The organism is Thermaerobacter composti (assembly GCF_033582035.1).
GTDB classification, from domain to species: Bacteria; Bacillota; Sulfobacillia; order Thermaerobacterales; family Thermaerobacteraceae; genus Thermaerobacter; species Thermaerobacter composti.
Genome location: NZ_CP132508.1, coordinates 2,475,162 through 2,501,050, shown reverse-complemented (window position 1 = coordinate 2,501,050; position 25,889 = coordinate 2,475,162). Strand labels below are relative to the sequence as shown.

Genomic DNA, 25,889 nt, shown 5'->3' with positions numbered 1-25,889 from the left:
AAAAGGAGGATGACCTGGCCGATGCAGGCGACCTTCCAGACGAAGATTCAAGACCGGTCGGTTTACCCGGCGTTGGATGCCATCGCCGCCCTCTACGGTCGCCTGCTGCGGCGTCTGTTCGTCGATCTCTATGTGCATCGCCGCCCCCTGTCCGAGTGCAAGCAACAATACATCAGCCGCCATGGCATGACGGCCCGCCAATTCAATGCCCTGGCTACCGAACTCCAGGGCAAGGTGAAGGCGGCGGAGGAAAGCCATCGGCACCATCAGGCCAACCTGCGCCGCCAGATTCAAGCCACGGAACGAGCGATTGCCAAGCTCCACAAGCAGGAGACAGCTTTGGCAGCGGGGAAGGGACGCTGGGCTGCCCTTTCGCCCGCAGAACGGGCGGAGCGTCGCCGCCGGGTCCGATTTCGGCTTCACCAGAAGAAGCGGCGGCTGGCGATGCTTCGGGCTCGCCTTGAAACCGCAAAAGCCCGGACGGGATTGCCGTCGATTTGCTTTGGCTCACGGCGTTTGTTTCACCGGCAGTTCCACCTTGAAGTAAATGGATTCGCTTCCCACGATGAATGGCGCAAGGCATGGCGCGATGCTCGAAGCCAAAGCTTCTTCTGCATCGGTTCCAAAGACGAGATGAGCGGCAACCAGACCTGCTCGCTCTTTGGCAACAGGTTGCGTCTTCGGGTGCCCAACGCCCTGGCCGCCCGCTTTGGGCGGTATGTTTGGCTGCACGGCATCCGCTTCCCCTATGGACAGGATGTCATCATGGCGGCCATTGCGTCGGGGCGAGCCATCAGCTATCGGTTCGTCCGGCAAAACGGCGCGTGGTATGTCTTCGCCACCACCGAACGGCCCGCGGCCCCGATCACGACATCGCGGAGGGCTGGCGCCCTTGGCGCAGATCTGAACCCCGACCGGCTGGCCGTGGCGGAGGTCGACCGCTTCGGCAACCCGGTGGCGGCGCGTGACATCCGGTTTCAGATTCAAGGCAAGCGCCGGGAGCAGGTGAAGGCCATCCTGGGCGAGGGGGTGGCGGACCTGGTGGCATGGGCCAAGGGCGCCGGCAAGCCCATCGTCGTCGAGCGGCTGGACTTCCGGGCGAAGAAGACCCGCCTTCGGGAAGAAGGCCCCCGCTACGCCCGGATGCTGTCCGCCTTTGCCTACGCCGCATTCATGGCCCTCCTGCTCTCCCGAGCGGCCCGGGAAGGCGTGGAAGTGATCCGCGTCAACCCGGCCTTCACCAGCGTCATCGGCAAGGTCAAGTTCATGGCCCGGTACGGACTGTCGCCCCACGCCGCGGCGGCGGTGGCGATTGCCCGCCGGGGCCTTGGTTTGGGCGAGCGCTTGCGCTCCGGAACCGCCCGCCCTCTACCCGTGAGGAATCGAGGGCGGCACGTCTGGAGCGATTGGCGGCGCATCGCCCCGTCGGTGCGCGGCAAGCGGGCGCACCGGCTCTATGAGCGGTCCTCCGAGGACGCCCCAGGTCGGGGGAAACCCCGATCCACCCGGGCACCGGCGGCCTCAAGGCCGCACAGCCCCGGGTGCGATGGGCTGGCTTGGGGTCCGGGGTGCGATCCCCCGGCGCGAATCGTCGGGAGCGCTGTTCGCCCGGCGTCATAGGCGGATGCAATAAACGCCTATGTTTTGAGGAACGGCCATGCGAACCGCCTCGTCGAATCCCTGGGCAGCCGCGACGGCCCGTTCGACCATCCCCGCGTGGAGGAACTCGTCCGTCCGCTCCTCTTCGATGACCAAGAAGAACCCATCGGGGTCGCGGGCCAGGATGTCCAGGGCGTGACGGGTCATGGTGGCGAGGAAGGGGACCGCCCCTTCGACAGCCTTTTCGCGCTCGCGTTTGCAGGAAGATTGGAGGAAGACCTTGTGAAGGCTTGATCATGTTTCCAGACGTGTGGAGGACCGCCTCACGAGGGCAACCAAAGCCTTGCAGGACTACCTGTTCGTCAGGGCGTTGATCGATGCCGCAGCCTACCTCGTGGCCAAAGCGCCAGACCTTCCGCGCAAGCGACAATGGGTGAACTTCCTCGAAGTGGTGACGGGCGCTGAGGACGAATATTTCCGAGGGACTTTCGACCGCTCAGCAGCCGTATCCCGATTTCAAGCCCTTCCGGCGCTGGATCGAATTGCACGCGACTCCGGACTTTGGGGCCTTTGTGAACGGTCTGCGTGAGGACTTGGACGAACAAGACCTGTCCGCGCATGAGGAAGCCAGATTGCAGCGCCAGTTTCAGCGGGCTGTCGAATATGAGGTCCGGTTCTGGGAGATGGCGTACAGAGACTCTTGATTAGCATCCTTTCGTATCCCTTGGGGGATGATGCCGCGGACGACCCTAGGACCTCCGCCGTGGATCCAGACCTACTCCCTGACGGGGATCGGGATGCCCGCGACCACCAGGTACACGGCGGCGGCGTGCCGGGCCAGGATCTGGTGGGCGCGGCCCAAGAGGTCACGGTAGAGCCGTCCCACCGGCGTAGGAGGAACCAGCCCCCAACCGACCTCGTTGCTCACCACGATCAAGGGGCGTCGGATCTCGGCGGCCACAGCGAGCAGGGCGTCGACCTCGTCGACGACCGCTTGTTCGGCGGCGACCCCAGCCGCTTCCGGCAATTCCTCAGCTCGACCGCCTGGAGGCGCATCGATGCCCTGGGATGACCGACCGCCATGACCGGCGCCGAGGCTGTCCAGCATCGCATTGCTCACGAGCAGGGTGAAGCAATCGAGGAGCACCGCCCGGGCATCGCCCAGCTCGTCACGGATCCTGGCCGCCGTGTGTCGCGGGGCCTCGACCGTCCGCCAGGCGGCCGGTCGCTCTGCGCGGTGGGCGGCGATCCGTCGGGCCATCTCCGCATCCCGCGCTTCCGCCGTCGCAACGAAGAGCACCCGATCCCCGCCCAGCCGGGCCGCCAGTCGCTGCGCGAACCGGCTCTTGCCGCTCCGGGCTCCGCCCAGAACTAGGATCAGACCGGCATCGGGTGGAGCCGGTTCGTTCCCCGCAACGGGGTGCAAGCGAGACCTTGTATCGTGGAGGGGCACCCCCGCGGCGGCAGGAGGGGTCGAGACCGCTGGCGTCGGGGGCGCTACGTTGACCCGCAGGACCTCGGGGCCGTGGGGCCCCAGCACGATGTCGGTAAGGGAACCCGGCCCGATGGCCCACCGGTGGTGGTGACGCAGGTCGACGCCAAGGACCTGGCACAACAGGACCCGGATGGGTCCTCCGTGGGTCACGACGACCACCGTTCCCGCCGGGTGGCATCGCCTGAGGTCCGCGACCGCCTGGTCGACCCGGCCCGCGAGCCGTGCCACCGTCTCCCCGCCCGGGGGTGCGACGGTCACAGGGTCGGATTGCCACGCCGCGAAGGTCTGCGCATCGTGCTGCTCCAGCTCCGCGTACGTCTTGCCCTCCCACGCGCCGAAGTTCAGCTCGCGCCAACGGGGATCGGTCCGCACGGCAAGGCCCAGGGGTTCCGCGATCCGTCCTGCGGTCTCCTGGGCCCGCCGCAAGTCGCTGGTCACCAGGGCGTCGATCCGCTCGCAGGCGAGCATGCGCGCCAGGGCGTCGGCCTGAGCCCGGCCGGCGGGGGTCAGGGGGATGTCCACCCATCCCTGGAGCTTCCCCTGGGCATTCCACGTCGTCTCCCCGTGGCGGATGAGGATCAGGCGCAAGGGATGATCGCCTCCGCCTCGCAGGTTCGCCTCCGTCTCGACGTCAGAGGGGGCCGACCCATCTCGACGTCCCGGCCAGGAGCACCGCCGTCTCCACGGCCTCGACCAACGCGCCGTAGACGTCGCCGGTCAGGCCGGGGAGCCGCTTCCTTGCCCAATACAGGACCGCCGCGGCGGCCGGTAGGGCGCCGACCAGGGCGCGGATCACCGCCTCCCGGCCTGCAGGCAGTCCCATCCCCACGCCGACCAGTACGAGCACGGTGAAGAGGGTGGCCAGCCCCACCTCCCGCGGGCCGGCGTGGTCCTTCATTGCCCTCCCCAGCCCCGCCGTGCGGGCGTAGGGAAGGGCGACGATCGCCACCGCCACCGCCCACCGGGCCAGGACGGAAGCCAGGACCAGCGTGGCGGCGGGATGAACCAGATTGGACACGGCCGCACATTTCGCGAGGAGGAGGAGGCCGCCTCCGGCGACGGCGAAGGCGCCCACGTGCTCATCCCGCATGATGCGGAGGCGTTCCTCCGGGGTGTGTCCTCCGAACAAGCCGTCGCACGTGTCCAACCACCCGTCGAAGTGGAGGCCGCCGGTCAACGCGAGTCCCAGTCCGACCACGAGCACGGCGCGGACATCGGGGGCTATGACCCCTGTCACGGCGGCGTTGGCGGCTGCGAGGAGTCCTCCGAGGATCACGCCGACCAGGGGGAAGTACCCCACCGCTCGACCCAGCGCGGGTGCCTGCAAGGGGCGCCGGCCGGGCGCAGGCAGGACCGTCAGAAAGCGCAAGGCGGCCCAGAACGCGGTCACGGTGCGGCCTCACCAACCTACCGGATGAAGGCGCAACGGCGGTCGGCCAATGCGTCCTCAAGCCATGATGGATGCATTGGAAGCATGTCCTGGGGGAGTTCCGCCGGTTTGAAGAACCCGCACGCTACGGACTCCTCTTCATTTGCGCGAAGGGTGCCTCCCGCTATTGTACAGAGAAAGGACAAAGTGATGAAGTGAATGATGTCCCCGGAGGGGTACTGGAAGACCTGGGAGACGGGATCAGAGTATACGCCAACCAAACGTTCCACTCGTACCACAAGACCGGTTTCCTCAAGGACCTCTCGCCGAACCGCTTCTTCGACGGTTTCCCCCACTTCCACATGCCCCGATGGGAGTCCCCACAGTCCGTTATCACGGCGCTTCACCAACAGAACGTTTCCATCATGATCAAACACAATGGCGGCAACACCAGGTTCAACCCGTTCAGGCCATGGAAAGGACGGGCGTTTCCACTCACGCACCGCCCATCCCTGCTCGAACAAGCATGCCAGGCTGGGAATGGTTGCGTCTGGGGTGCGAAAGTCCCATTTGGATGGGAAGCGAACCGGCGTTTGAGAAACGAGGATCGCCGTATATCCCATCAGGTGCGCACCGAGGATATCGGCGTTTGGGGAGTCGCCGATCATGACGATACGCGCGTTGGAGGGCAAACCTTCCGCGGCGATCCGAAAGATGGTGGGACTTGGCTTTCCGATCACCACAGGACGTCGGCCCGTTGCCACCTGCACGGCCTGCACCAACGATCCCGTCGCCAGGCTACGGCCCGTAGGCATCGGAAAGGATGGGTCGCCGTTTGTTGCAATGAAGGTGGCACCTTTTTCAATCAGCTGTACGGCCGTGTTCACATCCTTCAGTTTGACATCGTCATCGTACCCCACGACGACAGCTTCGACGCATTGCTCGCCGTCGATCGATACGCCGGGTAGCGCGTCGAGCATCTCGGCGCGCAAGTTGGGGCTGCCCAGGAGAAAGAGAGACGAGTATCCCTGCTGTTGAATGTATCGTACCGTGGCCCATCCCGAGGTGATGACCTCCTCCGTCGCGACGTCCAGATTGAACGCCCGTAACCGTTCCACGATCTGGCTGCGTGACGGGCGAGGATCATTTGTCAGAAAGCGGATGGTCTTTCCCATTTTGCGGAGACGCTCAAGGGAAGGGCGCACCTCGGGGAGCAAGGCATCGCCCAGGTAGATGGTCCCGTCAAGATCGAAGAAAAACACGTCGAATTGCTCAGCGATCATGCGGATGGCCCCCTGACTGGTGCAGTTCGATGGACGGGGATGGGGTGCGCGTTCACGGAGAAGAGCCCTTCAGACCGGCCAGGCAAGATCGCGGTAGGCCTGGTCCCAGAACATCCACTCGTAACGGAGACTGCGGGCGAACCACCGCTCCATGCGCTCCCGTTCATTGCTGCCGGCGGCCGTCGCAAGCCGATCGATCAGCCTCAGTTGTTCGTCGACGCTGCGGTGGAAATCGCGATCGGCGTAGGTCAGGATCCAGCGCCGGTAGATCTCGTCCTCCGGCAGCCGATTCGCCAGGCGCTCCCCGACCCGGGCATAGACCCAGTAGCAGGGCAGCACCGCCGCGACCAGCTCGCTGAGTCCGCCCGTGTGGGCGACTCGGAGCAGGTGATCGGTGTAAGCGACGGTGACCGGCGCGGGCTCCTTCTGACGCACAGCGTCCCAGTCCAACCCGAGACGCGACGCCAGTTCCGCGTGCAGCCGTTCTTCCACCCGGGCGACGTTGGCCGCGTGGCGGAGGAACATCTCGCGCGTCTCCGGGGTGTCTGCCAGGGTGGCCCCGCGGGCCAGCACCTTGGCAAATTGCTCGAGGTAGAGGACGTCTTGGGCGAGGAAGTAGGCGAAACGATCCCTGGCCAGCGTTCCGGCGGCAAGCTCCTGGAGAAACGGGAGCTGGAAGATGGCCTCCCAAAGGGTACGCGTCTGGGCGTCGAGCCACTGGTGAAACGGCTCGGCCGTGCCCCTGCTCGCCGGCATGGCGTCTCCCTCCCCTGTCCGTGGCGTGGAAGCACAGCGGAGAACGAAAGAGGCCGCCGAGCAGCTCGGCGGCAGGAGGCATGCCTGGCCGCATCCAACGGCCCGGTCCTTGGACCGCGCTCCCGACGCCGGCATGACCCGGATCCGGTGATCGGGGTCGGCGACGCCGATCAGTCGCCCTCTCAGCCCGGTTGACCCGGACTCCCCCCGCGGCCTCTCATCTCACAGTGGGTGGAATACGGCGATCCTCGCCATGTCCCTGCCGGGCCGCGTGGCCCCCGGAAGGCGATGGGCGGAACGCGAACGGAAGGAGGCCTGGGGCCGTCGGCCGTCACCCTTGGCGGACAGGACGCCGTTCGGCCAGGGCCCGCTGGGCGCGAACGATCAGGTCGTCGAGCCGTTGGCTGAGGGCCAGGACGTCTTCCCGGCGGAGATCGGTGGGCGCTTGGACGGCGCTCATGAGGGCGCGCCGCAGGTCCTCGACCTCCCGCGCCAGCTGACCCCACGGGGGTGTCCCGTCCCCCCGGTGGCCGGTGCTCGCGCGGTGGCCGGCATCGGAACGGCCATCGCCCTCATTCTGCCCGCCCTCAATCCGCCCGTTGGTCGGAACCGTCGTCGGCGTGCGGGGGCGGACCGCCAGCGGCCGGTTCGTCCCCTGGCTCCTTGCCTCCACGTTTTCCCTCCAACGCCTCCAAGATCTCCAGGGTGCGCAACAGACGAGCCAGGACCTCAAGCTCATCGTGAATCGCGGCCAGGAGCTCGCGGTCTCCTTCGGCACCCATGGCATCGCGCAGGGCCTTCAATCGCCGGAGCCGGTGCCGGATCTGCCTGCGCAGTTCAGCCGCTGCCCAACTCGGGGGTTCGTGGCCGGGGCTGCGACGGTCGCTGCGATGGTTGGGTTGCTTGTCCGTAGGCACCACGACGACCATCATACGGTGACGGGGCCGGCCGGCGGCATCGGGTCATCACCCGATTGACACCACCGCGCCGCCTTTCCGTTCGGGCCGAACGCAGATGATCGAGCCCGACGCCAATGGGTGGCGCGGCTCGTCCCCCGCCACGGCCCGGATCGCGATCCGCCAGGGAGTGCCTTAACTTGACATCCCGTTTAGCTTGAGGATATATTCCAATTGCTTGTTAGCACTCGTCGCGCTCGTCTGCTAACAGACCGGTCGTGGACAGGCCGGTCACCTTCACGAGCCTTCCTGTAGCGGTCATTGACGGAGATTCGTCGGCGGCCGGTTCCCGGCGCGTCCCGGGGACCGGTGCGCCAGGCGTGGGCGGCCGCGAGGTCGTCCCGAACGGATCGACCCGCTGGGTCGATCGCGGCACGCACATCGCATCCCGAACCGGCCGACGAACCGGCCACCTGGACGGGGCAAACCGGCAGAGGGTCGACATGCGCGCCGACCGGGCGTGGCACGTCCGGCTACGGCCTGTCGCGCAACCGGTGGCGGTCCACCCCGTCGTGACCGAAGCCGCGCGACGGGGGACGACGGCTCGCGGCGGCCGCGTGCGCAGATGCGGCCGGTTCGTCATGCCGGGCGAGAGGGACCCGTGCGCCGGGGCGGGTTCGAGGCGCCCGTTCCCTGCGGGGCTCGTTGGCCGGGTCTACCCGCCAAGCCGTTCATCGCCTCATCGCCGAACCGATGGCGAACCCATCGAGCGCAAAGCCGCGCGGATCACCCCCGCGGGGTAGCCAGGCGCGCCTGCGCGGGTCCTTGCGGACTGGACCGGAAGGCACGGGTCGGCAGGAACAGGAGGTGACCGTTCGTGGTGGGTCGGTGGACGGAGCGGAGGTCGCGGAGGACGCTGCGCGTCGTGGGCGGGCGCGCGCCGTGGCGGGCGCTGGCTGCCGTGCTCGTGGCGTCGCTGGTGCTCCTGGCCGGTTGCGGCGGCCAGGGTAGCCAGGCGCCGGCCGGTGACCAGGAGGCGGGCGGTGCCGGTTCGTCCGGCGGGGAGCAGGGCGTCCAGACCGTCACCCTGCGCGCCATGACCATCGGCAAGCCCACGGAGCACTGGCGGTTCGACAACCTGAAGGAGGCCGTCGAACGCCTCAACCAGAAGCTCGAGCAGGAGGGCGCCAACGTCCGCGTCCAGCTGGAAGGCACCCACGAGGACCGGCCGTGGGACGAGTACAAGCAGCGCTTCATCCTGGCGGCCGAGGCCGGGAAGGCGCCGGACATCATCCTCAGCGGCCATGAGGACGTGGCGCCGTGGGCCGCGGCGGGGCACATCATCCCGCTGGACGAGTACGTCAAGGACAGCCCGGTGTACCAGGACGTGTTCCCGACGCTGTGGGAGTCCGTGACGCTGGACGGGAAGATCTGGGGCATCCCGCAGGATACCGAGGCGCGGCCGCTCTACTTCTGGAAGTCGCACCTCAAGCAGCTGGGATGGACCGACGAGCAGATCGCCCAGCTGCCGGAGCGCATCGAGAAGGGCGAGTTCACGCTGGATGACCTGCTCGACCTGGCCAAGCAGCTGCAGGACCGCGGCATCGTGCCGGAGGGGCAGGGCTTGTGGACGCGGCCGCAGCCGGGTGTGGACTTCTACATGTTCTACCTGGCCTACGGCGGCGCGATGCAGGATCCCGAGACGGGCAAGCTGGTGCTGGACAAGCAGGCGCTCCTGAAGGAGTACCAGTTCTTCGCCCGGGCGCGCGAGCTGGGCGTGCTCAAGCCGTCGCTGCTGGGGACCGACTGGTCCATCTGGCACCGGACGGTGACCAGCAAGCAGGTGGGCCTCTGGGTCGGCGGCTCCTGGCAGGTGGCCGAGTGGCAGGACCAGTACGGCCTGAGCGACGCCGACGTCCAGGATCTGGGCTACGCGCTGCTGCCGGCGGGCGAGAAGGGCCAGCCGGGGGTCACCCTCTCGCACCCGCTGGTGTACATGGTGACGAAGTACTCGCAGCACCCCGAGCTGGCGGCGCGGCTGATCCTGGAGGCGACGAATCCCGAGTTCAACACGCGGCACGCGGTGGAGAGCAACCACCTGGCGATCATGAAGTCGCAGCTCGACCAGCCGGCGTACAAGGAGAACCGGCTGCTGGGTGACCTCGCGTACATGGTCGAGTACGCCGGGTTCGTCCCGCTGCACGAGCAGTTCGGCAACTACGACCAGGCCATCTACCGCGGCCTGTCGGCGGTCGTCGCCGGGCAGATGACGCCCGAGCAGGCCGTCGACACGGTGGTCCAGCAGCTGCAGTCGCAGCTCCGGGACGAGGTGATCATCCGGTGAGCCGGGTTCGGCGGGCGGTCGAACCGGCCGCCGGCGGGGCCGGGGACGCGGCCGGCGCCGCCGGCGGGCCGGGGAGCGGGGTCGCTGCGGCCACGGCGTGCGAAGGGCCCATCCCGGACCCGGGTCGCGAGGCGCGGCCCGGGGCGGCGGGCCTCGCGGCGGCACCGGGCCGGAGCGGCGACGCCGCGGCGAGGGCGCTCCCTGGGGTCGGCCAGGGAGGCCCCGTGAGTGAATCGGGTGCAGGGACGGGCGCGGCGTCGCATGGCCGGGCGGCCGCGGTCCTCGCGGCCGCCCGGCCGGCGGCGCCGTGGCGGCTGGGGGCAGGGTTCCTCCTGCCCTTCGCGCTGGTGGTGGCCGTGTTCTTCCTGATCCCGGCGGTGCTGACGGTGATCCTGAGCCTGACCGACGTCAGCGTGGCCACGGGGCTCCGGGATTTCCGCTGGGTCGGCCTGGAGAACTACCGGCGCATCCTCACCGACCCGGTGGCGGGCCTGGTGTTGCGGAACACGCTGCTCTACGTGGGCGCCACCCTGACGCTGTTCAACGTCGGGCTGGCGTTGGTGCTGGCGCTGGCCACGGCGTTCCTGCCCCAGCGCTGGGGCGGGTTCTTCCGGGCGGTGTGGCTGTTGCCCCGTATCACGCCGTCGGTGGTCTACGTCTTGATGTGGAAGTACTTCGCGGCCGAGCCGCCCTACGGCGTGATCAACCAGGTGCTGGCCGCGCTGGGCCTGCCGGCGGGTGGCAACTGGCTCTACGAGCACCCTTGGCCCATGGTCATCGCCATCAACGGCTTCGTCGGGGCGTCCATGGGGATGATCATCTTCAGCGCCGCCATCCAGGCCATCCCGCGGGAACAGCTGATCGCGGCCCAGGTGGACGGCGCGGGCACCTGGGCGCTGGTGCGGCGGGTGGTGCTGCCCCAGCTGCGGTGGCCGGCGCTGTTCGTCGCCGCGTACCAGACCCTGTCGCTGCTGGCTTCCTACGAGTACATCCTGCTGGCCACCGATGGCGGGCCGGGCTTCTACACCACCGAGGTCTGGGCGCTCTACGCCTTCCACACGGCGCTGTCCAACTACTTCGGCAACGCCCAGTACGGCCTGGGTGCCGCCCTGGCCACGGTGCTGGTGGTCATCGGGCTGGTGGCGTCGGTGCTCTACCTGCGCTTCTTCAACTTCCGGCAGCTGACCCAGCGGCCGCGCATCGAGGTGAGCTGAGCGCGGCGCGGCTCGCGGGCATCGAGGCGGGTGGAGCGCGAGGGGGATCGAGCCCTCAGGTGAGCGGATCGCGGCGCGGATCGCGGGAAGGGAGGTGGCGGCGTGCTCGGCAGCCTGAGCGAGACCCAGCGGCCGGCGCGGTGGGCGTGGCTGTTGCTGGTGCCCGTCACGCTGCCGGTGCTGCTGCTCTATGCGTGGCTGCTTGTGGCGTCCTGGAGCGACGGGATGGAGGGCTTCCGGCCGCTGGGATTCACCCTGGAGAACTGGTCGTTCCTTTGGCAGCCCGATCCCTTCGGGCCCAACATCGCCCAGCTGACCCTGAACACGTTGCTCTTCGCCGTGCTCGTGGCCGTGGGGGAGGTCCTCCTGGCCAGCACGGCTGCCTACGCCCTGGCGCGCCTCTCGGTGCCAGGGCGGCGGCTGTGGCTGGCGATGCTCATCGTCCTCCACGCGTTCCCGGGGATCACCCTGCTGGTCGCGCTGTTCCTGCTGCTGCGGCAGCTGGGCCTCTATGACACCCTGGCGGGCGTGGTGCTGGCCAAGATCGCCCTGGAGCTGCCCTTCCACGTCTGGGTGCTCAAGGGCTTCTACGACCAGGTGTCCTGGGACCACGAGATGGCGGCGCTGCTCGATGGCGCCAGCCGCCTGACCACGTGGTGGCGGGTGGTGCTGCCCATCATCCGGCCGGGCCTGATGGCGTCGGCGGTCTTCGCCTTCCTGTCCGGGTGGAGCGAGTTCCTGCTGCCCTACGTGCTGGCGCCGGGCGCCGACGTCCAGACCCTGCCGGTGTACCTGGGGTCGCTGCTCTCCCAGGCCGACGTGGCCCGGTACGGCACCGTGACGGCCGTGGCCGTCTTCTACATGATCCCGGTCATGCTGGTCTACCTGTTCCTGCAGCGCTACCTGATGGTGCTGTACACGGGGGGTGTGAAGCGGTGAGGATCCGGCTGGACGGCGTGACGAAGCGCTTCGGTGCGGTGACGGCCGTCGACGGCTTGACCCTGGAGCTGGAGCCCGGTCGGCTGGTGGCGCTGCTGGGGCCGTCCGGCTGCGGCAAGTCCACCACCCTGTACATGCTGGCCGGGGTGCTGCGGCCGACGGCGGGCGACATCTACTTCGACGACGTGCGGGTCAACGACGTGCCGCCCCAGCGGCGCAACGTGGGCATGGTCTTCCAGAGCTACGCCCTCTACCCGCACATGACGGTGTTCGAGAACATCGCCTTCCCGCTGCGGATGCAGCGGCTCCCGGAGGGGGAGATCCGGCGCCGCGTCCACGAGATGGCGGAGCTCGTGCGGGTCGAGGCGCTGCTGGACCGGCGGCCAGAACAGCTCTCGGGCGGCCAGCAGCAGCGGGTGGCGCTGGCTCGCGCCCTGGTCAAGCGGCCGGCCCTGCTCCTGTTGGACGAGCCGCTCTCGAACCTGGACGCCCAGCTGCGCCAGGCCATGCGCGCCGAGATCCGGCGCATCCAGCGGGAGCTGGGCGTGACCGCGGTGCTGGTCACCCATGACCAGACCGAGGCGATGACCATCGCCGACTGGGTCGTGGTGATGAACGCGGGCCGCTGCGTCGCCCAGGGCACGCCCTACGAGCTCTACCAGACGCCGCCGAACCGCTTCACCGCCTCCTTCATCGGCCACCCGCCCATGAACTGGCTGCAGGGTCGGGTGAGCGGGACGCGCCTGCAGGTGGACGGCCTGCCCGTGTACCTGCCGCTGCCGGCGGCGGCGCGGGACGACGAGGTGGCCATCGGCATCCGGCCGCACCACGTGCAGCTGGTGGCGCCCGGTCGCGGGCACCTGGACGGCCGGGTGACGATGATCGAGCTCCTCGGCCACGAGAAGCTGGTCACGGTGGAAGCCGGCCGCAGCGTCGCCTCGATGCCGGGCGGCGCCGGGGATGGCGCGGCGGGCTTGCGGCTGCAGGCCCTGGTGCCGGCGGACGCCGCCGTGGTCGAGGGGGAGGCGGTGGGCGTCCGGCTGCCGGTGTCGCGCCTCCACCTGTTCCGGTTGTCGGACGGCAGCCGCGTGGCCCTGCCGGGCGCGGCGGCGCGCCGGCCGGTGGCGGGGCCGGTGGCGGCGGCCCCCGGCGATGCGGTGGCGGACGAACCGGCCGAAGAGAGCGCGGGCACGGCCGGTTAAGCCCGCGGGCCGGCGTCTAGGCTGGCGCGGGCCGGCGTCTACGCCGAGGCCTCGTCGGCCACCGTCCTGGCCGCGGCCCTGCGCCTGCGGGACGAGGGCTGGCTGCGCGCCGGCGACCGGGTGGTGCTGGTGGTGACCTCCCACGGTTTCAAGGACGGTGCCGAGATGGCGCGGGCACCCGGCCGGTGACGGGCGTGCCGTGCGCCTTGGCGCCGTGGGCCTCGGGCCGATACGGCGGGCAGCAGACGGCTCGACACCGTTGCTGCGGCGCGGCGTGGCCGAGCCGTCAGGCCGGGGCGTTCCGCAGCGCCGTCCGCCGCTCCTCCTCCCGGTTCTTCAGGAAGAGGGACGCCAGGGCACCGGCGGCGGCGAGGACGCCCAGGACCACGTAAGCCTGCTCGTAACCCGCCACGTCGCCGGCGTGGGAGGCCACCATGGCCCCCATCGCGGCGCTGCCGACGATCTGTCCCATGTTGCTGGCCACGGTCAGGAGGGACTGGGCGGCCGCCCGATGCTCGGCGCCGGCCTCGTTCAACACCACGTAACGCAGGGGTGCGCCGGTCAGGCTGGCCAGCCCGAGTCCCACCACCACCCCGTCTGCCACGAAGAGGGGAAGGCTGCCGGTGACCGCGGGGACCGCCAGCAGACCCGCCGCCAGCACGACGGTGCCGCCCACGAGGACCGCCCGCGAACCCAGTTGATCCAGCAGACGGCCGACCACCGGCGCGCCGACCGCACTGGCCAGCACCGCCGGAGCCAGCAGGTACGCGGCGGTGGCGGGCGTGACCCCGAAGGCGGCCACGGCCAGGGACGGCACGAAGACCAGCCCCGCCTGCAGCAGACCGCTCAGGCCCGCCAGGCCGTTGGCCAGCCGCAGCTGCCGATTGCGCCAGAGCGCCGGGTCGATCAGCGGCGCCGGCGCCGCGTTCTCGACCCGTTGGAAGGCCACCAGGGCGGCGACGCCCGCCAGCAGCAACCCCCACACCCGCGGTGCGCTGAGGCTGCTCAGGATCTGGCGGCTGTCCACCTGGTTGATCGCCAGGGCGATGGCCACCAGCCCGCCCCCCAGCAAGGCCATGCCCAACCCATCGAAGGCCCGGCGCCCTGCCGGTCGCGGGGGCGGCAGCACGCGGCGGGCCCACACGAGGATCAGCGCCGCCAGGGGCACGTTGATCAGGAACAGCCACGGCCATCCGAAGGGCAGCAGCACGCCGCCGATCACCGGCCCCACCAGGAAGGCCAGGCCGAACATGGCGCCGGTCATGCCGAGGGCGCGCCCCCGGCGCTCGGGCGGGAAGGTCTCGCCGATGGTGGCGCTGGCCACGGGGAAGATGCCGCCCGACGCCAGCCCCTGCACGGCACGTCCGACCAGCAGGACGGCAAAGGACGGGGCCGCGGCCACCACCACGGACCCCAGGGCGAACAGGCCGACGTCCAGCATGTAGATCGGGCGGCGCCCGTAGAGGTCGGACAGGCGGGCCATCAAGGGGTTGCCGACCAGGTTGCAGAGCACATAGGTGGTGAAGATCCAGCTCAGCTGGCGTTCGCTGACGGCCAGGTCCCGCCCGATGGCGGCCAGCGCCGGGCCGACGATGGCGATGTCGAGCGCGCCCAGGAAGACGCCCAGCAACAGGACCCCGAGCACACGCGGGGTGCGGTCCTGCGTGCCGCTGTGGGCGGTCCCGGCCCGGCGAGCGTTCCCCACCGTGGACGAACCGGCACCGGGGCCCGTCGCGGTCGGTGCGCTGGGACCCGACGAGGACGACAGGCGGCGCGACACGTCCCCTCATCTCCCATCCCTCAACCGGCCGGGAGCGTCTGGTCGCTCCCGCCCCTGCTCCACGGCCACAACGGGAGTGTAGCACGGAGCAAGATGGCGTGTGCCATCGGTTGGAAGAAGAAGTACGCCATCCTCTAGGGGGCCGGGGCGCAAGCCTGGTTACAGCGTCAGCCTGGAGATCGTCGTGCGTTCCGCACGTCGTCGTACGCGGGTTCGTAGCTGCTTACCATTCCCTCGTCATCTGTTATCAGCCGTAGGCGAACCTTTCGCATAACGGTTCCCCCACTTCCGACCCGTCCCCTCTTCAGCTTGCAGGCGGAACATATGTTTGATATCCTGGGAAAAGGAGGATGATCGGGCCGATGCAGGCGACCTTCCAGACGAAGATCCATGACCGGTCGGTTTACCCGGCCCTGGACGCCCTCGCCGCCCTGTACGGTCGCCTGCTGCGCCGGTTGTTCGTCGATCTCTACGTGCGGAAGCGTCCCCTTGTCGAGTGCAAGCGGGAGTCCATTGCCCGCGACGGCATCACAGCCCGCTACTTCAACGCGCTAGCCACCGACCTGAAGGCCAAGGTGAAGGCGGCGGAGGAAGCCCATCGGCACCATCTGGCGCACCTGCGCGGGCAGATCCAATCCACCGAACGAGCGATCGCCAAGCTCCAGAAGCAGGCGAAAGCCTTGGCCTCGGGCAAGGGGCGCTGGGCGACCCTTGCCCCCCAAGAGCGGGCGGCGCGCCGGCGCCGGGTCCGGTTTCGGCTGCACCAGAAGAAGCGGCGGCTGGCGATGCTGCGCGCCCGCCTGGAAGCGGCGGAAGCGCGGACGGGATCGCCGCCGATTTGCTTTGGCTCGCGGCGTTTGTTCCACCGGCAGTTCCACCTGGAGGCGAATGGGTTCGCTTCCCACGACGCATGGCGCAAGGCATGGCGCGATGCCCGCAGCCAAAGCTTCTTCTGCCTCGGCTCCAAAGACGAGAGGAGCGGCAACCAGACGTGTTCGCTCTTGGGCGACCGCTTGCGCCTTCGGTTGCCCAACGCCCTGGCCGGCCGCTTCGGGCGGCATGTTTGGCTGCAGGGCGTCCGTTTCCCCTATGGGCAGGATGTCATCCTGGCGGCCCTCGCGTCCGGGCAAGCGATTTCCTACCGCTTTGTCCGGAAGAACGGCGCCTGGTACGTCTTCGCCACCACCGAACGGCCCGCGGCCCCGATCACGACATCGCGGAGGGCGGGCGCCCTTGGCGCCGATCTGAACCCCGACCGGCTGGCCGTGGCGGAGGTCGACCGCTTCGGCAACCCGGTGGCGGCGCGCGACATCCGACTTCCGCTCCAAGGCAAGCGCCGGGAGCAGGTGAAGGCCATCCTGGGCGATGCGGTGGCGGACCTGGTGGCATGGGCCAAGGGCGCCGGCAAGCCCATCGTGGTGGAGCACCTGGACTTCCGGGAGAAGAAGGCCCGTCTTCGAGAAGACGACAAGCGCTACGCCCGGAAGTTGTCCGCGTTTGCTTACGGCAAATTTTCCGCCCTGCTCATGGCCCGGGCCGCCCGGGAAGGCGTGGAGGTGCTCCGCGTCAACCCGGCCTTCACCAGCGTGATCGGCAAGGTCAAGTTCATGGCCCGGTACGGGCTGTCGCCCCACGCGGCCGCGGCGGTGGCGATCGCCCGCCGGGGCCTGGGTTTGGGCGAGCGCTTGCGCTCCGGAACCGCCCGCCCTCTACCCGCGAGGAATCGAGGGCGGCACGTCTGGAGCGATTGGCGGCGCATCGCCCCGTCGGTGCGCGGCCAGCGGGCGCACCGGCTCTATCAGCGGTCCTCCGAGGACGCCCCAGGTCGGGGGGAACCCCGATCCACCCGGGCACCGGCGGCCTCAAGGCCGCACGGCCCCGGGTGCGATGGTCTGGCTTGGGGTCCGGGGTGCGATCCCCCGGCGCGAATCGTCGGGAGCACCGTTCGCCCGGCGTCATAGGCGGATGCAATCAATGCCTATGTTTTGAGGAACGGTTCGGGTAGGTCGCCATGCCGGGACTCGAACCGCACCGGAAGGCGACGCAGCATCAGCCGGACGCCCTCTGCCATGCCCGGACGAACGCGGCCGCCGCCCGGCCGGGATCGGGCGCCCGGGCGATGGCCGACGCCACGGCCACCCCCGCCATGCCCGCTCGCCGCAGCGCGGGCAGGTCGGCCACGGTGATCCCCCCGATGGCCACCACCGGCAGGCGGGTGGCGGCGGCAACGCGCTCGAGCCCCTGGAGGCCGATGACCCGGGCGTCGTCCTTGGTGGCGGTGGACCGCAGGGCGCCGGCCCCCACGTAGTCCGCTCCCGCGGCCTCGGCGGCCCGGGCCTCCGCCGGCGTTCGCACCGACACGCCCAGCAGGCCGTCGGGCCAGAGCCGCCGCACCACGTCGGCGGGGAGGTCGTCCTGGCCGACGTGGACGCCGTCGGCGCCCACCGCCAGGGCGAGGTCGAGGCGGTCGTTGATCACCAGCAGGGCGCCGTGGTGCGCCGTGAGCCGGCGCACGGCGCGTGCCAGCCGGTAGGCGAGGCCGTCGGGCACCGCCTTGGCCCGGAACTGGACGGCCCGCACCCCCGCCCCCAGCACGGCCTCCAGCACCGGCGCCGGATCGCCCGTCCCCACCAGGCCGACATCGTAGACGAAGTACACTGCCAGCTCGCCGGTGCGCCGGCGCGGCGCCCGCGGTGCCCGTCCATCGGCGTCGGCGCCCGCGGCGTCCTCGGCCCCGGTGGTCGCGGCGGGGGGCTCGAGCCCGGTGAGCCCTTGGGCGCCCTCGTGAGCCTTGGCCGTCGCATCCGCCGAGCCGGGGTCCGGGCGCTGGGGCGCGAGCGGTCCCCTGGGATCCCCGGTGGGTGGCGCGTCGCCGACGGACTCCGGACCGCGGCTCGGTCCCCCGCCGGGACCGCGACCCTCCGGTGACATCGGGGTCCACCACCCACCCGGCCGGATGACCGTCCCCGCCGGCACCGGCATGCGCTGCTGCCCACCCGGCCGGATGGCCGTCTCCCTTGGCACCGGCGCCGGACCGGGAGCGGCGCCCGACCCCTTGGACCTTGGCCCGCTCATCGCGCCGCCTCCTCCTCGTTCCATCGGATGTCAAGTCCCTCCGGTTCTTCCGTCCCCGCCGCGCCGAGGGCGTAGAGCGCATCGAGGAACGCCGGCTGGAAGGAGCCGGGGCCCGCCGCCCGCGCCGCAGCCCGCTGGGCCGCCAGGCCGTAGACGGCCATGGCCAGGGTCGCGTCCCGAAGCGGATCCGCCGACCCGGCCAGGAAGGCCGCCACCGCCGTGGTGGCGCCACAGCCGCCCCCGGTCACCGCCGTCAGCCACGGGTGGCCGTTGGCCACGCGCCAGACCTGGTGCCCGTCGGTGACCACGTCCACCGGCCCGCTGGCCACCACGACGCAGTCGTACCGCCGAGCCAGCGTCCGGGCCGCCGCCGCCACCTCGGCCTCGGCCACCCGGCCGCTGTCGACGCCGCGGGTGGGGCCCTTCCCGCCGCCCGCCAGGGCGAGGATCTCGCCGCCGTTGCCCCGGAGCGCGGTCACCCCGCCCTCCAGCAGCTGCCGGGCGACGTCGGTGCGCAGGGGCGTGAACCCTGCCCCGACCGGGTCCAGCACGACCGCCAGTCCACGGCGGCGCGCCTCGGCCTGCGCCGCCCGGAAGACCGCGGCGTCGTGCGCCCGCAGGCTACCGATGTTGAGGACCAGGGCCCCGGCGGCCCCCGCGATGGTGGGGAACTCGGCGGGTTCGGGGGCCATCAGGGGCGACGCCCCGAGTGCCAGGGTGATGTTGGCCGTCCAGTGCATGACCACCTGGTTGGTCAGGTGGTGGATCAGGGGACGACGCCGGCGCAACCGTCCGAGCACCTCGCGCGCCGCCGCCTCCCATGGCGGCGGCGTCGACGCGGGCTGGACGGGCGACGCCTCCCGGTCCCGCCCCCGGGTGGGGTGGGGTCCCACCGGGGATGCCGACGCCGGGCTCCGGTCGTCGACGGGCGTTTCGCGATGGATCATCGACGGCTCCTCCTTCGCACGGCTCTGCCCAGGCCGCAGCCGGCCCGAGCCCCCCTGCCGCCTCCGCCGCACGGCGTTCTCCCGCGGCGACGGCCGAACCGAGCGCCGGGGCCGGTTCGTCGCGGGACGAACCGGCCCCCAGGCCCCGCCTGCTTCCCGCCATCAGCGGGCGGCCGGCCCCTGCCCGCCGCCAGGGGGTTCCGTCGGCCGCAGGCCAGGGGGCTCCATCGGCGGCAGCCAGCGCAGCAGCAGGCCTGCCACCAGGGCCCCCAGCAGGCTGCTGACGCCGAAGGGCACCACGTAGAAGAACCAGGCCCCCGTCGTCTGGCCCAGGAGCCACCGGGCCAGGGGAAAGGCGACGAGGCCGCCCACCAGGCCGGTCCCCAGTACCTCGCCGGCCATCGCGGCGACGGGACGACGCCAGACCCGGTGTGCCAAGCCGGCCAGGGCCGCGCCGAAGAGGCTACCGGGGAACGCCAGGAGCGTGCCAAGGCCCAGCAGGTTGCGCAGAAGACTGATCCCGAAGGCCACGGCGACGGCACCGCCGGGGCCGAACCAGACGGCGGCCAGCACGTTGACGGCATGCTGCACGGGCGTGGCTGTGGCCACGCCGACGGGGACGCGGATCATCCCCGCCAGCACGGTGCCGAGGGCGATCAGCGCCGCGGCCCGGGCCAGGGTGCGCAGCTGGCTGGCGGGACCCGCTGGCGCTTCCGCCGGTCCGTCGCCCTTCGCCGAGGCCGCGGCGGGAGCCCTACGCATCCCTCGCCACCCGGCCCGCACCACCCGGTGGCGCCCCCTCCTGGTTCGACGTGGGGGGCTGCTCGCCGCGTCCCCCGGTGCCTCCGTCGGGGTCCGCCGGGGATGCGGCCGCGGCGGCCGATGCGGGCCCGGCCGCCGGCTCCCAGGGGTAGAAGGAGCACGTCGGGCCGTGGCCGCGGCCGATGGCCGGCGCGCGTCGGATCGCCTCGGTGATGTACGCCTTGGCCTCCTGCAGGGCGCGCAAGACCGGGTAGCCCCGGGCGAGGTACGCGGTGATGGCCGCCGAGAAGGTGCAGCCGGTGCCGTGGGTCGACCGGGTGACGATGCGGGGCGCCCGGAGCAGGTGCCACTCCCGGCCGTCGTAGACCACGTCGACGGCCTCGGCGGCGTCTTCCGCCACGTGGCCGCCCTTGACCACCGCCCAGCGCGCCCCCAGCGCGTGGAGCGCCCGGGCCGCGCGCCGCGCGTCGTCCAGGCTGCGGACCGGGATGCCGCTGAGTTCCTCCGCCTCGTGGCGGTTGGGCGTCAGGACCGTGGCCAGGGGCAGGAGCAGCCGCCGCACCGCGTCCCGCGCCGGTTCGTCCAGGAGGGGGGCGCCGCTCTTGGCGATCATCACCGGGTCGACCACCAGGGGGAAGGGACCCAGGCGATCCCGCCAGTAGCGGATGCGCTCGGCCACCGCCTCGACGATGGCCGTGGTGCCCAGCATGCCCGTCTTGGCGGCGTCGGTGCCGATGTCGTCCAGGACTGCGTCGATCTGGGCGGCCACCATCTCCGGGGGCACCAGGTGGACATCCCGTACCCCCTCGGTGTTCTGGGCCGTCAGGGCGGTGATGGCCGACGTGCCGAAGACCCGCAGGGCGTTGAAGGTCTTGAGGTCCGCCTGGATCCCCGCGCCGCCGCCGCTGTCGGAGCCGGCGATGGTCATGGCCCGGGGCGGGGGGGCCGCGGGGCCGGTTCGTCCGGAGGAACCGGCGAGGGTCGAGGCGACCATGGCGCGTCGCTCCCTTCGTGGCGTCGGTGGGGGTCCCGGCTGCCGGGGAAGGACGGGGTGCGGGGCATCACGAAAGAAGGGCCGCGGGAAGAACGCGGCCCCGGTGCCTGGAAGCGATCGAGCGGCGATCGTCGAGGCTGGACCGCACCGTTCCCTCCGGTGGCATTACCCACGTCAGGTTCGAGGGGTTCGAGCCGCTGGGCTCGTCTCAGCCGGCGTGACGCCAGCACCCCCACGGTGCTACCATCTCCAGTATCGGATCCCGCCGGCCCCAGGTCAACGGCTCCCGGTCGACGGGGGTCGGAATCGGCGCCTGCCCCGCCCGAACGGGCGTCGGGACCGGTACCCCACCCCCGCGAGCGGGAGTCGCAACCGGTGCCCGACCCCGGGAACGGGAGCCCGAGCCGGCGCCCGACCCGCCCGTCGAGCGCAGTCGCGGCGGGGGCCGACACCGGCGGCATGTCCACGATGAAGGGCGCCAGGGTGACCCGCCCGCGCGGCGCGGTCGCGGCGTTGGGGGGGCGGCGCGCGGCGCCGGCCGCGGCGGCCGGGCAGCGGCGCGCAACGGCCCGCACGGCGGGTGGGCGGGAACCGCGGTGACCGGGGTGAGGGGAGAACGGACGTGCAAGGAAAGCAGCGGTCAGCCCAACGGTCCGGCAGCGCGGGGGGCGGGAACCAGGGCGCGTCCGACGGAGCGGGGCCCCCGACGCGCCCAGCGGTGCGACGCGCCTGGGGGCCAGACGGCCGGCGCCGGCGAGGACGCCGGGGAAGCGAGGGAACGACGTGCGGGAACGACTGAAGCCCCTGGTCCGGGGCATGGCGTTGGTGGCGTTCGCGGCGATCGCCGTGCTGTGGCAGCGGCGCACCGGCGGCTCCGTCGCCGGGCTGGTGGCGGCGACGGCGGGGATGGCGGTGGCGCTGGTGGCCGCGGTGGCGCTCTTCGCCCGGGTGATGTCCGGACTCCAGCGGCGGGGCGCGGAGGTGGGTGCGGGCGGGGTGCCGGCGGGACCGTGGCCCCCGGCTGGCGCGGGCGACCGGGGCGGCTCCCCCGCCCATCGAGGTCGGGGAACGGCCGTCGCCGGCTCCCGCCGTCCCCGGCGCCCCGCCCGGAAGAGCGGGGGAGGCCCATGGCGGGCGTCCTGATCGCCCTCGCCGCCGGCATGGCGGCGGGGCGGGCCGGCCTCGTCCGGCACCGCGTCGAGGCCTGGGGGCCGACGGCATCCCGCTGGGCGTTGGGCCTCATGCTGGCGTGCATCGGATTGCGGCTGGGCCTCGATCCGGCGGTCGGCGGGCAGCTCGGTCGGCTGGGCGTCCATGCCGCGGTGTTCGCGGTCGCGACGGCCGGCGGCGCGGTGGGGGCCGGGATCCTCGCCGCGGGCGGGATGGCCCTGGTGCGGCGGCGGCTCGCGCGGGGCCGTGTCGCGCCGCGACGGGTCCCGGGGCGCGGGACCGCTCCCACGGCGTCAAGGACGGACTCGGGAGCCGACGGGACGGCGGCCGGGGCAGGGGCGCCCCGCCCGGTGGCACCGGGCCCCGCGGTCGCGGCGCTGCGGATGAGCGGGGCGGCCGTGCTGGCGGTGGCCGCCGGTTGGGCGGCCGGAGGGCTCGTCCTCCACCTGGCGGGCTCGCCGGACACGGTGGCCGGAACCCTGGCCGGGACCCCGGTCGCGAGCGGCTTCGATGCCGGGGCCGTCGCAGCCGGTTCGTCCGCGGTCGCCGACCCGACCAGGGACGGGGCGGGGCCGGGGATCGCCCTGGTGCACTGGCTCCGCCACATGGCGGGAGCCGCCGCCGGCTACGCCCTGCTCCTGCTGATGGCCCTCTTCGGCTGGGATTTCGGTCGGCAGTGGCCCGCGACCCGCGCCAGCCTGCGGGCGGCCCGGGCCAAGGCGGTGGTCCTCCCGGTGGTGGGCGGGCTGGGCAGCCTGGCCGGCGGTTGGCTGGCCGGCCGGCTGCTGGGCGAGCCGCCCGGCCTCGCCCTGGCCGTCGCCGCCGCCTTCGGGTGGTACAGCATGGCGGGCGTCGTGGTCGCCCAGCTGTGGGGACCGGCCGCCGGTGCCCTCGCCTTCCTGGCCAACGTGTTCCGCGAGCTGCTCACGGTGGTGGCCGTCCCCCTGCTCGCCCGCCGGGCGGGCGGCCGGGCGTGGCTGACGGTGCTGCCGGGCGGCGCGACCACCATGGACACGACCTTGCCGGTCATCGCCGCCGCCGTCCGCGATGCCGGCATCACGGCCCTGGCCTTCGTCCACGGGCTGGTGCTCACCCTGACTGCTCCGGCCCTGATCGGTTGGCTGGCCCGCCCGTAGCCCGCCTCGATGCGGCCCTTCATCGGATGCCTGACCCGCTCCGGTAGCCCGGCTCGATGCGGCCTTCGTCGGCTGCCTGACCCGCCCGGTAGCCTGCCTCGGTGCGGCCTTCATCGGCTGCCGGACCCGCCCGTAGCGTGCCTCCCTGCAGCCTTCATCGCCGGCCTGACCCGACCCGCCCTCGTCGCGCCGCAGCGCGCGGCGCCGGCGAACGGCCCTCCGCGCCTTCGCGGGCCCCTGCCCTGAACCCGCCCTGGTCCCCGTCCCCGACCGGCCGACGCCGCGCGGATGGCCGCCCGCCCTGTGGGTCCTCGGGGCATCGCCTCGACCCCCGACCCCTCGACTCGGTTCGCGACGCCCGTGTCGGTTCGCGACGCCCGTGGACGGCCGGCTCGTCCGGGCCGCGGGCCTTCGGCGGTGCCGCCTCTCGCCTCCGACCTCGCTTCCGTCCGCGGGCGGCGCCTTCGGCCCCGAGGTGCCGGTGCGGGAGGAGCCCATTGCCCTGGCCCGTGACACCCGCCCGGCGGATGCGACATACGCCTATCGGGGAACCCCAGGGAGGGGGGCGGATGGGCTCGATGGCGCTGGACCTCGGACAGCTGCTCGACGGCTTGACCTTCGTCGCCAGCGGCGATCCGTTGCCGGCGCGGGTGGCGGAGATCCGCAGCCACTCGGCGCGGGTCGAACCCGGCGACCTCTTCGTCGCGGTCCCCGGTCGTCGTCACGACGGCGCGGCCTTCGCGGGCGAGGCGCTGCGCCGCGGCGCGCGGGTGGTGGTCGCCGAGCAGGCGCCGGCGCTGCCGCTTCCGCCCGGCGTGACCTGGCTCCGGGTCCCCTCGGCGCGCAGGGCCCTCTCGCGGCTGGCGGCCAACCGCTACGGCCATCCCTCCCGCCGCCTGGTGGTCGTCGGCGTGACGGGCACCACGGGGAAGACGACCACCACCTTGCTGTTGCACCACCTGCTGACGGCGGCGGGGATCGCGACCGGCGTGATGGGCTCGCTGGTGGTCGACACCGGCCGTCGCCGCCGGCCGGGCCACCTGACGACCCCGGCCCCCTCGACCTCCACCGCCATCTCCGGGAGATGGTGGACGACGGCTGCCGGGCGGCGGTCATGGAGGTGTCGTCCCAGGGCGCCGATCAGGGACGGGTCGACGACGTGGCCTTCGACCTCGGGGTGGTGACGAACCTCGCGCCGCTCGAGCACCTGGAATACCATCCCACCTACGAGCACTACGCCGCCGCCAAGGGACGATTCGTGGCGATGGTGCCCGCTGACGGCGGCCTGTTGATGCACGCCGGGGAGGCGGCCCTGCGGCTCGGTCGCTTCGCCCGGGCGCCGGTGGTCCCGTTTGGACGGGGCCCCGAGGGGGCGCTGCGGCTGCTCGCCGAGGCGATGGTGCCGTTGGCGGATCCCGGCGGGCACGGGGCCGGGGTCTGCCGCGATGGCACCCTCCCGCGGCGCGACGGCACCCTCTTCCACGGTGCGCAGGGGCCGGCCCCGGCCCCCCTCCCCTGGACGAACCGGCTCTGGCTGGAGCTGCCGTCCGGGTGGCCGTCGTCCGTGCGTAGGCGCGCGGCCGACCTGGCGCCGCCGGCGGGCCGGGTTCGTCCGGAAGAGGGGGCCGCGCTGCGGCGCCTTGCCGTCGACACCCAGCTGCTCGGCTCCCACCACGCGCTGAACGTGGTGGCGGCCGTCGGCGCCGCCCTGTGGCTTGGCCTCAGTCCGCAGCAGGTGGCCCAGGCGGTGCCGCGCTTTCGCCCGCCACGGCGGCGCACCGAGGTGATCCTGCGCGAACCGTTCACGGTGATCGACGACACCGCCGGCCGGCCGGACAGCCTGGCGGCCTGCTTCGGCGTAGCCTCCCGCCTGCCCCACCGGCGGCTGGTGGCGGTCTACGCCGTGCGCGGTGGACGCGGGGAGGCGATCAACTACGCCAATGGGCTGCAGCTGGCCTGCGAGGCGCGGCGGGCGGGGGCCGTGGTCGTGGTGACGGCCAGCGACGGCGACACGGCGCCCCGTGATGCGGTGCAGCCCGGCGAATGGGAGGCGTGCCTGGCGGGCCTGGCAGCCGGAGGCCTCGAACCGCCGCAGGTCCTCACCTTCGCCCGGCTGCCCGACGCCGTGGCCGCGGCCGTCGCGCGCCTTGGAGCGGGGGACCTGCTGCTGCTCCTCGGGGCGCAGGGGATGGATGCGGGGGCCGCCTATCTGCGCGCCATCCTCGCCGAGGACCGGGGTGCCGACGGGCGGCGGCACGGGCCCGATGCCGCCGCGGCGCTGGACGGCTCCGTGGCCGGGGCCGGCCCCCCTGCGGCGGGTCGCCGGGTCGTCCCAGGCGGGGCGGCCGCGCCGGCCCGCGGGGCGGTGACGATGCCCACCCGTCAGGCCTTGGCACGGACCCCCGGCGGCGACCGGCCGTAGCCTGGGCCGGGTGGGATGGGCGGTAGAGGGGGCCGCGCCGGTGGTGGGTGGGCCGGAGCAGGGCGTTTTGCCTTTCCGCCGGCGGTCGAACCGGCGCCCGCTCGGGCGCGGGGGCGTCACCTGGGGTCATATGGGGACGGGTGGCCTCGGCTCGTCGGGCGTCGGGCGTGCCGGGCGTGGGGTCTCCGGCCGCCGCGCGTCGGGCGCGGGGGATCGGCGTGGGGTCGTCCGGGGACGTGGGGTCGTGGGGACGGAGGCGCGGGGTCGTTCGGGGCCGTGGGGTGGTCGGGGCGGGGTGGGGCCGTGCGGGTGACGGACGGCCGTCGGGACAGCCGGGGGTCGTGGGGGCCACGGGCGGGCGTCGGGACGGGGTGGAGGGCACGGGTGTGGCGGACGGCCGTCGGGAGGCCGCGGGTCGTGGGGGTGGGGGGTCCGTGTAACGTTTCGGTAGGTGAGGGTCGAGGCAAATAGAAAAGGCCTCACCCGGAGGCTGTCCCTGCATCGGG

General features: G+C 72.1%; 22 protein-coding genes, 1 pseudogene and 2 riboswitches. Of the genes and pseudogenes, 12 read left to right on the top strand and 11 right to left on the bottom strand.

The features are described 5' to 3' along the window. Positions 1-9 precede the first annotated feature (9 nt). On the top strand, positions 10-1,620 hold the full coding sequence (locus Q5761_RS10135; protein ID WP_318750516.1) for an IS200/IS605 family accessory protein TnpB-related protein: 1,611 nt from the start codon (positions 10-12) through the stop codon (positions 1,618-1,620). Here Q5761_RS10135 and Q5761_RS10130 read toward each other — a convergent pair. Further along, positions 1,615-1,836 (bottom strand): annotated as a pseudogene (locus Q5761_RS10130) (alkaline phosphatase); the annotation flags it as partial. The gene Q5761_RS10135 and the pseudogene Q5761_RS10130 overlap by 6 nt on opposite strands. A 106-nt stretch (positions 1,837-1,942) precedes the next feature. On the opposite strand from Q5761_RS10130, the gene Q5761_RS10125 reads away from it, so the two are divergent. After that, positions 1,943-2,188, top strand: a complete 246-nt coding sequence (locus Q5761_RS10125) for a hypothetical protein (protein WP_318750515.1) — start codon at positions 1,943-1,945, stop codon at positions 2,186-2,188. Then, positions 2,172-2,303, top strand: a complete 132-nt coding sequence (locus Q5761_RS12460; RefSeq protein ID WP_413084507.1) for a hypothetical protein — start codon at positions 2,172-2,174, stop codon at positions 2,301-2,303. The genes Q5761_RS10125 and Q5761_RS12460 overlap by 17 nt, the downstream gene beginning before the upstream one ends. A gap of 71 nt (positions 2,304-2,374) precedes the next feature. Here Q5761_RS12460 and cobU read toward each other — a convergent pair whose 3' ends face one another. From cobU to Q5761_RS10100, 5 genes are all read right to left on the bottom strand, one after another. Next, a complete protein-coding gene (gene cobU / locus Q5761_RS10120) occupies positions 2,375-3,682 on the bottom strand; it encodes a bifunctional adenosylcobinamide kinase/adenosylcobinamide-phosphate guanylyltransferase (protein ID WP_318750514.1) in 1,308 nt (435 codons plus the stop codon). A 43-nt stretch (positions 3,683-3,725) separates the two neighbouring features. Further along, on the bottom strand, positions 3,726-4,484 hold the full coding sequence (gene cobS, locus Q5761_RS10115; RefSeq protein WP_318750513.1) for an adenosylcobinamide-GDP ribazoletransferase: 759 nt from the start codon (positions 4,482-4,484) through the stop codon (positions 3,726-3,728). 17 nt (positions 4,485-4,501) lie between these two features. Then, complete coding sequence (locus tag Q5761_RS10110; RefSeq protein ID WP_318750512.1) at positions 4,502-5,746, bottom strand: HAD-IIA family hydrolase; 1,245 nt, start codon at positions 5,744-5,746, stop codon at positions 4,502-4,504. Between the two features lie 69 nt (positions 5,747-5,815). Beyond that, positions 5,816-6,502, bottom strand: coding sequence for a thiaminase II (tenA, locus tag Q5761_RS10105; RefSeq protein ID WP_318750511.1), 687 nt, complete (start codon positions 6,500-6,502; stop codon positions 5,816-5,818). Between the two features lie 102 nt (positions 6,503-6,604). After that, positions 6,605-6,720: riboswitch (TPP riboswitch) on the bottom strand. A 113-nt stretch (positions 6,721-6,833) separates the two neighbouring features. Beyond that, entirely contained in the window at positions 6,834-7,175 is a 342-nt protein-coding gene (locus tag Q5761_RS10100) for an aspartyl-phosphate phosphatase Spo0E family protein (protein WP_318750510.1), read from the bottom strand. Between the two features lie 1,100 nt (positions 7,176-8,275). Between Q5761_RS10100 and Q5761_RS10095 the strand changes: the two genes are divergently transcribed. The 4 genes from Q5761_RS10095 to Q5761_RS10080 all read left to right on the top strand — a co-directional run bounded on the left by Q5761_RS10095 (position 8,276) and on the right by Q5761_RS10080 (position 13,097). After that, positions 8,276-9,742 (top strand): ABC transporter substrate-binding protein, encoded by a 1,467-nt coding sequence (locus tag Q5761_RS10095; protein ID WP_318750509.1) that lies wholly within the window; start codon positions 8,276-8,278, stop codon positions 9,740-9,742. 224 nt (positions 9,743-9,966) lie between these two features. Then, on the top strand, positions 9,967-10,956 hold the full coding sequence (locus Q5761_RS10090; protein WP_318750508.1) for a sugar ABC transporter permease: 990 nt from the start codon (positions 9,967-9,969) through the stop codon (positions 10,954-10,956). A 102-nt stretch (positions 10,957-11,058) separates the two neighbouring features. Continuing rightward, entirely contained in the window at positions 11,059-11,895 is an 837-nt protein-coding gene (locus Q5761_RS10085; RefSeq protein WP_318750507.1) for a carbohydrate ABC transporter permease, read from the top strand. Continuing rightward, positions 11,892-13,097 carry an ABC transporter ATP-binding protein gene (locus Q5761_RS10080; protein WP_318750506.1) on the top strand — a complete coding sequence of 402 codons (1,206 nt, stop codon included), beginning with the start codon at positions 11,892-11,894 and terminating at the stop codon, positions 13,095-13,097. The genes Q5761_RS10085 and Q5761_RS10080 overlap by 4 nt, the downstream gene beginning before the upstream one ends. A gap of 286 nt (positions 13,098-13,383) precedes the next feature. Here the strand turns inward: Q5761_RS10080 and Q5761_RS10075 are convergent, their stop codons facing one another. After that, positions 13,384-14,877: an MFS transporter gene (locus Q5761_RS10075; RefSeq protein ID WP_318750505.1), complete on the bottom strand. Its 1,494-nt coding sequence runs from the start codon at positions 14,875-14,877 to the stop codon at positions 13,384-13,386. Between the two features lie 350 nt (positions 14,878-15,227). Here Q5761_RS10075 and Q5761_RS10070 point away from each other — a divergent pair, with 350 nt between their 5' ends. Continuing rightward, complete coding sequence (locus Q5761_RS10070) at positions 15,228-16,838, top strand: IS200/IS605 family accessory protein TnpB-related protein (RefSeq protein ID WP_318750504.1); 1,611 nt, start codon at positions 15,228-15,230, stop codon at positions 16,836-16,838. Positions 16,839-16,926: 88 nt separating this feature from the next. Here Q5761_RS10070 and thiE read toward each other — a convergent pair whose 3' ends face one another. The 4 genes from thiE to thiD all read right to left on the bottom strand — a co-directional run bounded on the left by thiE (position 16,927) and on the right by thiD (position 20,655). After that, positions 16,927-17,952: a thiamine phosphate synthase gene (gene thiE, locus Q5761_RS10065; protein WP_318750503.1), complete on the bottom strand. Its 1,026-nt coding sequence runs from the start codon at positions 17,950-17,952 to the stop codon at positions 16,927-16,929. Further along, a complete protein-coding gene (gene thiM / locus Q5761_RS10060; RefSeq protein WP_318750502.1) occupies positions 17,949-18,899 on the bottom strand; it encodes a hydroxyethylthiazole kinase in 951 nt (316 codons plus the stop codon). The genes thiE and thiM overlap by 4 nt, the downstream gene beginning before the upstream one ends. A 162-nt stretch (positions 18,900-19,061) precedes the next feature. Further along, the gene (gene thiW / locus Q5761_RS10055; RefSeq protein ID WP_318750501.1) at positions 19,062-19,661 is read right to left on the bottom strand and encodes an energy coupling factor transporter S component ThiW; all 600 of its coding nucleotides are present in this window, start codon (positions 19,659-19,661) and stop codon (positions 19,062-19,064) included. Then, on the bottom strand, positions 19,654-20,655 hold the full coding sequence (gene thiD / locus Q5761_RS10050) for a bifunctional hydroxymethylpyrimidine kinase/phosphomethylpyrimidine kinase (protein WP_243123563.1): 1,002 nt from the start codon (positions 20,653-20,655) through the stop codon (positions 19,654-19,656). Before thiD ends, thiW begins: the two co-directional genes overlap by 8 nt. A 134-nt stretch (positions 20,656-20,789) precedes the next feature. Beyond that, positions 20,790-20,899: riboswitch (TPP riboswitch) on the bottom strand. A gap of 539 nt (positions 20,900-21,438) precedes the next feature. Here thiD and Q5761_RS10045 point away from each other — a divergent pair. From Q5761_RS10045 to Q5761_RS10030, 4 genes are all read left to right on the top strand, one after another. Continuing rightward, the gene (locus Q5761_RS10045; RefSeq protein WP_318750500.1) at positions 21,439-21,798 is read left to right on the top strand and encodes a hypothetical protein; all 360 of its coding nucleotides are present in this window, start codon (positions 21,439-21,441) and stop codon (positions 21,796-21,798) included. Then, entirely contained in the window at positions 21,783-22,961 is a 1,179-nt protein-coding gene (locus Q5761_RS10040; RefSeq protein ID WP_318750499.1) for a lysine exporter LysO family protein, read from the top strand. The genes Q5761_RS10045 and Q5761_RS10040 overlap by 16 nt, the downstream gene beginning before the upstream one ends. 569 nt (positions 22,962-23,530) lie before the next feature. Next, positions 23,531-24,145 (top strand): Mur ligase domain-containing protein, encoded by a 615-nt coding sequence (locus Q5761_RS10035; protein WP_318750498.1) that lies wholly within the window; start codon positions 23,531-23,533, stop codon positions 24,143-24,145. Then, positions 24,076-25,383: a Mur ligase family protein gene (locus Q5761_RS10030; protein ID WP_318750497.1), complete on the top strand. Its 1,308-nt coding sequence runs from the start codon at positions 24,076-24,078 to the stop codon at positions 25,381-25,383. Before Q5761_RS10035 ends, Q5761_RS10030 begins: the two co-directional genes overlap by 70 nt. The last annotated feature ends 506 nt before the right edge of the window (positions 25,384-25,889 follow it).